Annotated in this window: 10 protein-coding genes; 3 read left to right on the top strand and 7 right to left on the bottom strand. The window is 66.8% G+C overall.

The genetic code is table 11. The features are described 5' to 3' along the window. Nucleotides 1–16 precede the first annotated feature (16 nt). Both APT63_18135 and APT63_18130 read left to right on the top strand, forming a co-directional pair. Nucleotides 17–517 carry a metal-dependent hydrolase gene (locus tag APT63_18135; protein AMA47386.1) on the top strand — a complete coding sequence of 167 codons (501 nt, stop codon included), beginning with the start codon at nt 17–19 and terminating at the stop codon, nt 515–517. 10 nt (nt 518–527) lie between these two features. Continuing rightward, nucleotides 528–830, top strand: coding sequence for a hypothetical protein (locus tag APT63_18130; protein AMA47385.1), 303 nt, complete (start codon nt 528–530; stop codon nt 828–830). Nucleotides 831–841: 11 nt separating this feature from the next. Here the strand turns inward: APT63_18130 and APT63_18125 are convergent, their stop codons facing one another. The 7 genes from APT63_18125 to APT63_18095 all read right to left on the bottom strand — a co-directional run bounded on the left by APT63_18125 (nt 842) and on the right by APT63_18095 (nt 10742). Then, on the bottom strand, nt 842–1294 hold the full coding sequence (locus APT63_18125) for an acyltransferase (protein AMA47384.1): 453 nt from the start codon (nt 1292–1294) through the stop codon (nt 842–844). A gap of 68 nt (nt 1295–1362) precedes the next feature. Next, nucleotides 1363–3543, bottom strand: coding sequence for a hypothetical protein (locus APT63_18120; protein ID AMA47383.1), 2181 nt, complete (start codon nt 3541–3543; stop codon nt 1363–1365). A gap of 108 nt (nt 3544–3651) precedes the next feature. Then, nucleotides 3652–4833 carry a hypothetical protein gene (locus APT63_18115; GenBank protein ID AMA47382.1) on the bottom strand — a complete coding sequence of 394 codons (1182 nt, stop codon included), beginning with the start codon at nt 4831–4833 and terminating at the stop codon, nt 3652–3654. A gap of 243 nt (nt 4834–5076) precedes the next feature. Further along, nucleotides 5077–6462 carry an ATP-dependent RNA helicase gene (locus tag APT63_18110; GenBank protein AMA47381.1) on the bottom strand — a complete coding sequence of 462 codons (1386 nt, stop codon included), beginning with the start codon at nt 6460–6462 and terminating at the stop codon, nt 5077–5079. 57 nt (nt 6463–6519) lie between these two features. Next, nucleotides 6520–7947: an EmrB/QacA subfamily drug resistance transporter gene (locus APT63_18105; protein AMA47380.1), complete on the bottom strand. Its 1428-nt coding sequence runs from the start codon at nt 7945–7947 to the stop codon at nt 6520–6522. 21 nt (nt 7948–7968) lie between these two features. Then, nucleotides 7969–9300 (bottom strand): Zn-dependent protease, encoded by a 1332-nt coding sequence (locus tag APT63_18100; protein AMA47379.1) that lies wholly within the window; start codon nt 9298–9300, stop codon nt 7969–7971. Next, on the bottom strand, nt 9300–10742 hold the full coding sequence (locus APT63_18095) for a peptidase C69 (protein ID AMA47378.1): 1443 nt from the start codon (nt 10740–10742) through the stop codon (nt 9300–9302). The genes APT63_18100 and APT63_18095 overlap by 1 nt, the downstream gene beginning before the upstream one ends. 205 nt (nt 10743–10947) lie before the next feature. On the opposite strand from APT63_18095, the gene APT63_18090 reads away from it, so the two are divergent. After that, nucleotides 10948–11550 (top strand): hypothetical protein, encoded by a 603-nt coding sequence (locus APT63_18090; protein AMA47377.1) that lies wholly within the window; start codon nt 10948–10950, stop codon nt 11548–11550. The last annotated feature ends 19 nt before the right edge of the window (nt 11551–11569 follow it).

The following is an 11569-nucleotide window of genomic DNA, read 5'->3' as shown; positions in this document are numbered from 1 at the left end:
TGCCCGATCGTCCGTCATGACCGTACTGCGCTACTTGCAAGCCTACCCCCCGCACCTGCAGGAGCAGGTCCGCCAGCTCATCGCCACCGATCGGCTCGGCGACTACCTGCGCCAGCGTTATCCCGACCGGCATGCCGTGCAGAGCGACAAGGCACTGTACGGCTACGCCCAGGACCTCAAACAGGCCTACCTGCGCAACGCGCCGAGCCCTGACAAGGTGCTGTTCGACAGTCGGCTCGACCTGACCCACCGTGCCCTCGGGCTGAACACGGCGGTCTCGCGGGTGCAGGGCGGCAAGCTCAAGGCCAAGAAGGAGATCCGCATCGCGTCGCTGTTCAAGGACGCAGCGCCGGAGTTCCTGCGCATGATCGTCGTGCACGAGCTGGCGCACCTGAAGGAGCGCGATCACAGCAAGGCGTTCTACCAGCTGTGCCAGCACATGGAGCCGGCGTACCATCAACTGGAATTCGACCTGAGGGTCTACCTGACCTACCAGGAATTGCCCGGCTCTGCCTGAGGAGACCCCTGTGAACGACGTGACGAGCAAGACCCGCAGCAGTTTCTACCGACGCCTGTACGTCGCCTGGCTGATCGACAGCCAGCAGGCGAGCAGCGTCCCGGCCCTCATGGAGGCGACCGGCATGCCCCGGCGCACGGCCCAGGACACCATCGCCGCGCTGGCCGAGCTGGACATCGTCTGCACGTTCGAGCAGCAGGAAGGAGCCCGTCATCACGCCGGCCATTACCGCATCAGCGACTGGGGGGCGATCGACCGACAGTGGGTCGGCGCGCACCTGGCGCAGATTCGCGGCGTGCTGGGTTACCCGTGAGCGCCGGGGTGTCAGGCCTTGCGCATGCCGATGTGCGGGATGCCGTCCTCGACGTACTCGTCGCCTACCGCTTCGAACCCCTGGCGGCCGTAGAAGCCTTGCAGGTGCGCCTGCGCTGACAGGTAGATCGGCGTCTGCGGCCAGCAGTGGGAGGCGCACTCCAGCCCCTTGAGCAGCAGTTGCTCGCCCAGGCCACGGCCGCGGGCACAGGCCGCCGTCAGGACCCGGCCGATCACCACGTCGCCGCCCTGGGACTGGGGGTCGAGCAGGCGCAGGTAGGCGATCAGCCGGCCTTCTTCCCAGGCCATCAGGTGGCACGTGTCGCCACTCAGGTCCTGGCCATCCACCTCCTGGTAGGCGCACTGCTGCTCGACCACGAACACCTCGACCCGCAGGCGCAGGATGGCGTACAGCTGGTCCTTGTCGAGGTCGGTGTGGTGGGTGCAGATCCATTCGAGGGACATGGGGAGGCTCCAGTGGCGGGGCGTCGATCATCGCAAATGCGCGCGACGAAGGCGACCCCGCGCGGCGGTCAGGTCGACGTCGCCTTGCCCAGGTGCGCTGCCAGGGTCCGCAGGGGCGCGAGTTGCTGGCCGATCAGGGCCAGTTGACTCTGGATCAGGCGTTGATGCTCGTCGAGGTCGTCGGGCATCTGTTCGAGGCTGCTGGCCAGGGCCTGTTCTTCTTCGCTGTGGATCGCCACGGGCTGGCGCGCCGCTAGGGCGCTGGCGATCTCGTCCAGGCTGGTAGCCAGGCTGGCCCCGGCGCCATCGATCAGGTGCTCGTGGACCTCTGCCGGCAGGCTGGTATCGCGGTGTGCGCCCAATCCCGAGAGGTAGCTGAGCAAGGTGTGCGACAGCACCAGGAAGCGAAAGCCCAGATCGGCCTCCTTGCGGAAGTGCCCGGGCTCCATGAGCATGTTCGCCAGGGTCGTCGACAACGCCGCGTCAGCGTTGTGCGCGTTGCGCCGGGCCAGGCGGTAGGCCAGGTCGTCGCGCTTGCCGTGGGCGTACTGCTGCATGATCTGGCGCAGGTATTCGCTGGCGCAGGCCAGGGTGTTGGCCAGCACCTTGTTCAGCTTGCGCCCCTGCCAGTCGGGCAGGAACAGGAACACCGCCAGGATTGCGATCAGGCTGCCCACCAAGGTATCGACCAGGCGCGGCAGGAACAGGCCATAGCCGTCGCCCACCTGGTTGAAGCAGAACAGCACCATCAGCGTGATCGCTGCGGTCGCCAGGGTGTAGCGGGTGGTGCGGTTGACGAAGAACACCACGCCGGCGATCACCGCGAACATCGACTGTACGATCGGGTTGGGGAACAGGTCGAACAGCGCCCAGCCCACGGTCAGGCCGATGGCGGTGCCGATGATGCGCTGCACCAGCTTACGTCGGGTCGCCCCATAGTTGGGCTGGCAGACGAACAGGGTGGTGAGGATGATCCAGTAACCCTGGGTCGGGTGGATCAGGTGCACCATGCCGTAGCCGATGGACAACGCCAGCGGCAGGCGCAGGGCATGGCGAAACACCAGGGAAGTCGGCGTGAGCTGGGTGCGCAGGCGCTTCCAGATTTCCCGCAGACCCCGTGGCGAGCGGTCGAGCAGGCTGTTGTCGGTGGCTTCGGCCAGCGTCTCGGGATTGCTCGCGGCGTTGAGCAGACGATGAAGGGTGGCCAGGTTGTGCGCCAGTGCGCGCAATGAACGCAGCAGCCCGCGCCAGGCGGGGTTGTTCTGCTGGCGCAGGTAGTCGAGCGAGGCATGCAGGTCGTCCAGTGCCTCGGCAAAGCCCGTATCGTTGCCGAAGGGCTGGCGCAGCCGGATCGACTCGGCCAGTTGCTGGCAGAGGCTGCCCTGCTGGCGCAGCAGCCGCTGGCAGCGGAACATCACGTCGCTGTGGAAGAAGGTCTCGGCCAGCGCGTTGTAAGGGTAGTGCGAGGCGCTGACGCGCTCGTGGATGTCTTGGGCCAGGAAGTACAGCTTCAGGTAGCGGCTGACCTTGGAATTGGGCTGGCTGTTGCCGACCCGGTGCAGGATGATTTCCTTGGCGGCATTCAGCGCGGCCACCACCTTGCCGTTCTGCCGCGCCAGTTCCAGGCGACGGCCTTCGACGTCGAGGTTGCGCACCGGCTCGAACAGGCTGGCCTTGAGCTTGATGTAGCGGCCCAGCTCCCAGAACAGCTTGGCCAGGCTCTGCTGCACCGGCTGGTTGGAGAACAATGCCTGCCACAGCACCGAGAGCAGCCCGTACCAGGCCGCCCCGGCAACCAGCAACGCCGGCTCGTGCCAGAAGTCGCTGACCTCTCCCCCGCGCTGATCGACCCCGATCATGGTGTACACCGCCAGGATCAGCGTGGCCGAGGCAATGGCGCCATAGCGCTCGCCCAGTGCGCCGAGCATGGTCAAGGCGAAGGCCGACAACGCCAGCGCACCGACGAACACCCAGGGATAGGGGAACAGCAGTTCCACCGCCAGCGCGGCGATGGCGAAGCACACCAGCGTGACCGCCAGGGCGCTCAGGCGGCCCTGCCAGCTGTCGTCGGTCTCGGCCAGGGCGCTGGCGATGATGCCGAGAAACAGCGGGATCAACAGGCTCATCTCATCCTGGTACCAGCACAGCGCCATGCTGCCGGTGAGCGCGAGGGTGACCCGGATGCTGTAGCTGAACTTGTCCTGCGCCCACAGGCGGCGCAGGGTATGGCGGAACGAAGAAGAGGGCATGGTGGCCTGCCAAGCAAAGGTCGATGATCGCGGGTCAGGAGGTGCTACACCTCCTTGGTCACGGGCCAGCAAGAAGCGTTCCGTGTCCGCGCGATTCTAGCGCGAAGCCTAGACCACCTGCGCGGCCGCGTAGGCCGAGGCCCAGGCCCATTGGAAGTTGAACCCTCCCAGGTGACCGCTGACATCCAGCACTTCGCCGATGAAATACAGCCCGGGGCTTTTCAGCGACTCCATGCTTTTCGACGAGACTTCGCGGGTGTCGACCCCGCCCAGGGTCACTTCGGCGGTGCGGTAGCCCTCGGTGCCTGCCGGCACCAGTTGCCAGGCCGACAACCGCTCGGCGACCTGCGCCAGCTCGGTGGGTGTGTACTGTTTCAGCGGCTTGGACACGAACCACTGCTCGGCCAGCAGGTGGGCGAGCTTGCGCGTGAAGGCCTCGGCCAGCACGGTCTTGAGTTCGGTGTTGGGCCGTTCGGCCTGCTGTTCGCGCAGCCACGCCAGCGCGTCGCGATCGGGCAGCAGGTCGATCTCGACGGTGTCACCGGCCTTCCAGAACGACGAAATCTGCAGGATGGCCGGGCCACTGAGGCCGCGATGGGTGAACAGCAGGTTCTCCCGGAAGCTCATGCCGTTGCAGCTGGCCGTGCAATCCAGGGACGTGCCGGACAGGTCGCTGCACAGTGCCTTGAGCTGGGGCTCGGTGATGATGAACGGCACCAACGCGGCGCAGGTCGGCAGCACGGTGTGCCCGAACTGGCGCGCGACCTGATAGCCGAAGCCGGTCGCGCCCAAGGTCGGGATCGACAGCCCGCCGGTGGCGATCACCAGCGACTGGCAGGCGAAGGGCCCAGCGCTGGTTTCCAGGCGGTAACCGTCTTCCAGACGCTCGATCTGGTCGATCCGGGTGTTCATGCGCAACTCGGCGCCTGCCTGGTCGCACTCGTTCAGCAGCAGCTCGAGGATGTCGCTGGACTTGTTGTCGCAGAACAGCTGGCCCAGTTTCTTCTCGTGATACGGCACGCCATGGCGCGCCACCAGCTCGATGAAGTCCCACTGGGTGTAGCGCGCCAGGGCCGACTTGCAGAAGTGCGGGTTCTGCGACAGGAAATTGGCCGGCTCGGTGTACAGGTTGGTGAAGTTGCAGCGGCCGCCGCCGGACATGAGGATCTTTTTGCCGGGCTTGTTGGCATGGTCGAGCACCAGCACCCGCCGGCCACGGTAGGCGGCGAGGTGGGCGCACATCAGGCCGGCGGCGCCGGCACCGAGGATGATGACATCGGTGGTTTGCACGGGGGGTCCTTGGTGAGGAAAAGGGTGGAGGTGGGGGCGGGCGTGTCTTTCGATTCGGCAGAGGAGCAAGAAACTAGGGTGATGGGTTCACGGCCCCTGCGGGCCTGATCGCGGCACAGGGGCCGCTCCTACAGAACCGCGCTGCGATGTGGCTACGGGTGTAGGAGCGGCCCCTGCCGGGGCGCCGGACCGGCCGCGATCGGCCCCGCAGGGGCCGTAAAGCCAATGTCTCGCGCTAGCCCCTTACACGATCCGCACTTTCAGCGCCCGGCCCTTGATCTTCCCGCTGTTGAGCCGCTGCAACGCCTGTTTGGCCACGCCACGCTCCACCGCCACGTAGGCCTGGAAGTCGAAGATGGCGATCTTGCCCACCTGGCTGCCAGGAATCCCGGCATCGCCAGTCAGCGCACCCAGAATGTCGCCCGGACGCAGCTTGTCCTTGCGCCCGGCGGCGATCGCCAGCGTGCTCATCGCCGGCAGCAGCGGCTCGCCGCCCTTGTTCTTCAAGCTGTCGAGCTGTTCCCAGCGCAATGGCTGGCGTTGCAGCTGCTCGACCGCCTGGGCGCGATGCGCCTCGGCCGGCGCCACCAGGCTCACGGCCAGGCCCTTTTCGCCGGCGCGGCCCGTACGGCCGACACGGTGCACGTGGATCTCGGCATCACGCGCCAGTTCGACGTTGATCACCATGTCCAGCCCGTCGATGTCCAGGCCGCGCGCCGCGACATCGGTGGCCACCAGCACCGAGGTGCTGCGGTTGGCGAACAGCGCCAGCACCTGGTCGCGGTCCCGCTGTTCCAGGTCGCCGTGCAGGGCCTGGGCGACGATGCCCTTGGCCTGCAGGTGAGCGACCACGTCCTCGCATTGCTGCTTGGTGAAGCAGAACGCCACGCAGGACTGCGGACGGAAATGCCCGAGCACGCGGGTGACCGCCTCGAGCCGCTGCGCGGCGTCGATCTCGATGAAACGCTGCTCGATCTGGTTGTCGGCGTGCAGGCTTTCGACCTTGACCTGCTGGGGCTGGCGCATGAACGCCGCGGCCAGTTGCTCGATGCCGGCCGGGTAGGTGGCCGAGAACAGCAGGGTCTGGCGACGCGCGGGCGTGCGCTCGAGGATGCTGGCGATGGCGTCGTAGAAGCCCATGTCGAGCATGCGGTCGGCTTCGTCGAGCACCAGGGTGTTGAGGCCGCCGAGCACCAGGGTGCCCTTGTCCAGGTGCTGCTGGATCCGCCCTGGCGTGCCGACGATGATGTGCGCGCCATGCTCGAGCGACGCGATCTGCGGGCCGAGCGAGACGCCGCCACAGAGGGTCAGGATCTTGATGTTGTCTTCGGCACGGGCCAGGCGGCGCAATTCCTTGGCCACCTGGTCGGCCAGTTCGCGGGTCGGGCACAGCACCAGCGCCTGGCAGCCGAAGTAACGAGGGTTGAGCGGGTTGAGCAGGCCGATGCCGAAGGCAGCGGTCTTGCCGCTGCCGGTCTTGGCTTGGGCGATCAGGTCCTGGCCCTTGAGAATGACAGGCAGGCTGCGCGCCTGGATGGGCGTCATCGACGCATACCCCAGGGCGTCCAGGTTGGCCAGCATGGCGGCGGACAGCGGCAGGGTGGCGAAGGCGGTGGATTCAGTGGTCACGAGACAGGCCTGAGAGCGAAAATGCCGCACAGTCTACCAGTCTCGCGACCTCTGTTCCTAAGCGTCGATCTCCGGTTCCGGACGAGGGGCACGCCTTCCGTCCGTCGGCGCCAGTTGTAGGAAGATCGCCGCGGCCAGCATCGACATCAGGCCGATGGTCAGGAAGGTCAGCTGGAAGGCGCCCAGGGTGGTTTCGGCCGCATCGACGCCGCCGGCGGCGGTGAAGCCGCCGAGCAGCGCACCGGCGCAGGCCACGCCCAGGCTCAGCGCCAGTTGCGCCACCACCGACAGCAGGCTGTTGCCGCTGCTGGCGTTGGCGTCGTCCAGGTCGATCAGGGTCACGGTGTTCATGGCGGTGAACTGCATCGAGTTGATCGCCCCGAGGATGCCCAGCTGGACCAGCAGCAACCCATAGGGCGTTTGCTCGTCCACCAGGGCCAGGCTTGCCAGCATCAGGCCGAGCAGCAAGGTGTTGCCGGTCAGCACGATGCGGTAGCCCAGGCGCTCGATGATAGGCCGCGCCACCGACTTGGCCAGCATCGCAGCGGCGGCCAGCGGGATCATGCTCATGCCGGCCTCGACCGGCGAGTAGCCCAGCGCCACCTGCAGCAGCAGGGGTACGAGGAAGGGCAGGGCGCCGCTGCCCAGGCGGGCGAACAGGTTGCCGAGGATGCCGATGGCGAAGGTCCGCACGCGGAACAGCCGAGGCGAGAACAACGGATCCGGGTCACGCCCGGCACGCAGCCAGTAGGCGGCCAGGCAGGCCATGCCGGCGAACAGCAGCAGCATCACGCGCAGGTGCGGCAGGTGCAGTTCGCCCAGCCCTTCCATGGCGATGGTGATCAGCACCATCGCCGCGCCGAACAGCAGGAAGCCTGGCCCGTCGAACGGTGTGCGCTCGGCACCGCGCAGGTCGGGGATCAGTTTCCACACCGCGTAGCACCCCAGGAGACCGACCGGCAGGTTGAGCAGGAAGATCCAGTGCCAGCTCAGCACTTCCACCAGCCAGCCGCCGACCGTCGGGCCGAGCAACGGGCCGAGCAGCCCGGGGATGGTGATGAAGCTCAGGATCCGCACCAGCTCCGAACGTGGGTAGGCACGCAGCACCACCAGCCGCCCGACCGGCAGCATCAGGGCACCGCCCAGGCCCTGGACCACCCGGGCGAACACCAGAAAGCCCAGGCTGTTGGCCGCGGCGCAGAGCAGCGAGCCGAAGCTGAACAGCAGGATGGCGCTAAAGAAGATGCGCTTGGTACCGAAGCGGTCGGCGATCCAGCCCGAAGCCGGAATCAGCAAGGCCACCGTGAGCATGTAAGCGATGATCACCCCCTGCATGCGCAGCGGGTTTTCGTTCAGCGAAGTGGCCATGGCCGGCAGTGCGGTATTGAGGATGGTGCCGTCGAGCGACTGCATGAAGAAAGCGATGGCCACCACCCACGGGATCCAGCGGGCGGTGACCGGGTCCAGCGCGATGCGTTCGGGCATAGTGGCCTCGTCGTCAGGGGGTCACAAGGTCAGGGTCAGGGCTTTGACCAGCGCGCCTGGCAGATGACTCGATCCGGTCTGTCGCTGACCGTAGGTGCTGGTCGAGAGGATCAGCTCGCGCTCGCAGGTCAGGGCCTCCAGCTGGTCGCCAAGCAGGTCGTACAGGCTGTCGTCGAAACGCATGGTCGACACCGGTGCCTGAAGCTTTCCGTCTTCCACCCAGAAGGTGGCGAAGCGCGTCAGGCCGGTCATCTGCGCGGCGGGCAGGTCGGAGTAGTTGAGGTACCAGAGGTTGCTGATGTAGAGGCCGGTCCCCAGATGCGCGAGGATGTCCGCCTGGGCCAGGGTGCCGGAGGCAAGGCTGAGCGCACAGGGCGACTCGCCACTGTCGGCACCGTTCGCGCCCAGGGCAAGCTCGACGGCGCTGCGGGCGCTGACCAGGCGTCCGTCGGCGCGGCCGCGGTCGACCAGGCGGACGTCCTGGCGCGGCGAGCCCTCGTCGGAGAAGGCCGGGCTCAGCGAGCCGCTGACCTGTTCGTGCAGCGACACCATCGGGGCCAGGTGCGCCTCGCCGGCGTACAGCCGTTGCAACGCGCTGTTCCCGCTGGCCAGCGCCTGCGCCGAGAAGCCACCCCAGGCCAGCAGGCCGGCGATTTCGTCCAGCGCCGCCGGGGCCAGGTAGGCGCGGTAGCGACCTGGGGCGAGGGTCAGGGTCGGGCGCCCGAGGGCGTCGAGCTGCGTACGGCAGTGATCCAGGCGCGCCGCGAAGGCGTCTGGACACCAGACCTGCCCGGCATAGTTGGCCTTAACGGCCTGACCGTTGGCGTGGAATACGCTCCAGTCCAGGTTGAAGCTGCTCGCCTCGTGCCAGCCGCGCGCACCGGCCGAGCTGGCGAAGCCTCGGCTGATCGGCCCGGCGGCGTAGATGCCGACCAGGTCCAGCCCGTCGGCCGCGTGCTGCAGCTGGTCCAGGACCGTCTCGCCGTCGGGCAGGGGGTGCAGCTGTTCGCTGAGGCTCTGCCAGGCACGGTCATCCAGGCTCAGCCAGGGATCCTCCGGCAGCAGCGGCAAGGTCTGGCGCAGTTGGGCCAGGGCCTCGTGCAGGCGGGCACGGTCGAGCGCCGCCTCCCCGCACAGGGTGAAGGTCAGGTGCGCCTGGCGGCCTGCCTGCAGCAGGCGCAGGCTCGCCATGGCCTGTTCGACCTGGCCGGCCTGGCGGACCTTGCCGTGGTTGAAGCGGATGAACTGTGAACACTCGGCCTCATAGCCGAGCGTGAAGTGCTCGTCGGGTTGCAGCGCCTGGTGCAGGTCCTGGACCAGGATGTCGAAACGATCGCGTGGGGTGCGTTGCATCAGGCCTGGCCTCCGAAGACATCGATCTGGCTGAACAGGCACGCCGGCGAGGCATGGCCGACGCGGATCACCTGGTTGGGTTCGCCCTTGCCGCAATTGGGCGTGCCGAGCACCTGCCGGGTCGAGGCGTCGCCCACGCCGATCAGGCTGCGCCAGAAGCGGGCGGAAATGCCCCGGTAGTTGGGGTTCTTCACCACGCCCTTGAGTTCGCCGTCCTCGATCAACTGGCCCCATTCACAGCCGAACTGGAACTTGTTGCGGGCATCGTCGATGGACCACGACCGGTTGGTGCGCATCAGGATGCCACGTTCCACGCTACCGATCAGTTGGTGCAGGCTCTGCGTCCCGGGTTCGATGTTGAGGTTGGCCATGCGATCGATCGGCGCGCGGTTCCAGCTGCTGGCGCGGCTGTTGGCCACGCCGTCGAGGCCCGAACGTGCCTGGGACAGGGCGCCGCCCAATGGACGCAGCAGCATGCCCTCGCGGATCAGGAACTGCTTGCTGGCCGGCGTCCCCTCATCGTCGTGGCTGTAGCTGGCCAGCTCTTCGGGCAGCGTCGGATCGAACGTCACGTCGAGCAGGGGCGAGCCGTAGCGCAGGTGGCCGAAGTCCGCCGGCGTGACGAAGCTGGTGCCGGCATAGTTGCGCTCATCGCCGAGGATACGGTCCATCTCCAGCGGGTGACCGATGGATTCGTGGATCTGCAGGCTCATCTGATCGGGCATCAGCAGCAGGTCGCGGGCGCCGCTGGGCGTGTTGGGCGCCAACAGCAGCTGCAAGGCTTCATCGGCCACCTGGGCGCCGGCACCGATCAGGCCGCACTGCTCGACCACCTCGGCCCCGCCCTGCTGGCCGAAGTTCTCCCGGCCCAGGCTGCGGCTCTGGCTGTCGCGCCCGTCGCTGGCGGTGACGCTCATGCCAGGGAACAGGAAGCGCTGGGCCTGACGCAGTTCGGCACCGGCGCTGTTCAGGTAGATCTGCTCCACCTCGGTGATGCCCAGGCTCGCCTGCCAGTCCACCAGACGCTCGTCCTTCGGCACCCTGGCCGACTCCGTCGCCAGCAGCTCCAGCCAGTGGCTCAGCGTGGGCAGCGGTTGCTCCAGGTTGGGCGAAACGTGGTCATGGCGGGCCGTGGGCGCCGGCTGGCCGCTGAGGTCGAGCAGGCTGTAGCGCGCGATCTGCCGCGCCAGCCGTTCGGCACGCTCGAGCGCGGCCTGCAGCCCTGACTGGGACAGGTCGGCGGTGGCGGCATAGGCTTCCACACCCTGGACGCGCACGGTGAGCATGGCGCCTTCGTCACGGCTGAAGAACGGCGGCTCCACGACGTTGCGGCGCACCGACAGGCTTTGCTGGGACTGGCGCACGTGGCGCAGGGAAAACACCTCGGCCGTGCTGCGCAACGCGGCGAAACGTTGGCGCAATTGGGCGCTGGACTCGAACATGCAGACCTCCTTGGCAAGGACGCGCAGCGAGCGCGACACGGTGGCAGGTCCGGGAGTATGACCCAACCGGCTGCGAGGGTGGCGCGAATACGGGTGGGCTAGTGGCGTTTTCGGAAACTTCCTGCCTCCGTTTCGGAAGCGTAGGGCAGATTAACCCCTGGGACGCGGCGTTGAATGGGGCTTCATTTCCAGAGGGGGCCGTTTCATGTCCACAGTCAGCACCACCGATGCCGTCAAGCACCTACCCGTTACCTCGGTCGATGAACCCATGTTCTTCGTGGTCTCGCCACGCAAGCTGGTCATCATGAGCATCCTGACCGCCAACTTCTACATGCTGTACTGGTTCGCCCGGAACTGGGTGATGTACAAGCGCAAGCATGGCGAGCACGCATGGCCGGTGATGCGCACGGTACTCCTGCCGTTCTTCCTCTATGGCTTGTTCAAGCGCATCGACCAGCAGATCAAGTTGAGCGGCAGAACCTATGCCTGGTCGCCCTTGCTCATGACCTGCGTCTTCTGGATATATTGCGTGGTGCAATACGTAATGTTCTATGTGGAAGCGATCGATCCGATGCCTGTGCGAGCGTTGTTCACCTCGTTGGTGTCGATCGCGTTTTGCGTACGGTGGATCGTGCTGGCCCAGCATGCGATTAACTTCTGTGTCGGTGATCCCGAGGGCAAGACCAATGAGACCTTGTCGTGGGGTAATTGGGTGTGGATCGCGGTGGGCCTGATGTTCTGGGCCGCTCATCTGGTGGCCCTGTCGCAACTGGGGGCACCCATGACGCTCGGTAGTGCTGGTTTCTGAGACTGCCCGGACGGGGACT

Origin of the sequence: Pseudomonas monteilii, assembly GCA_001534745.1 — a bacterium.
GTDB lineage: Bacteria > Pseudomonadota > Gammaproteobacteria > Pseudomonadales > Pseudomonadaceae > Aquipseudomonas > Aquipseudomonas alabamensis.
Note: the sequence above shows the minus strand (reverse complement) of the source record. Positions and strands in the feature narration are given on the sequence as shown.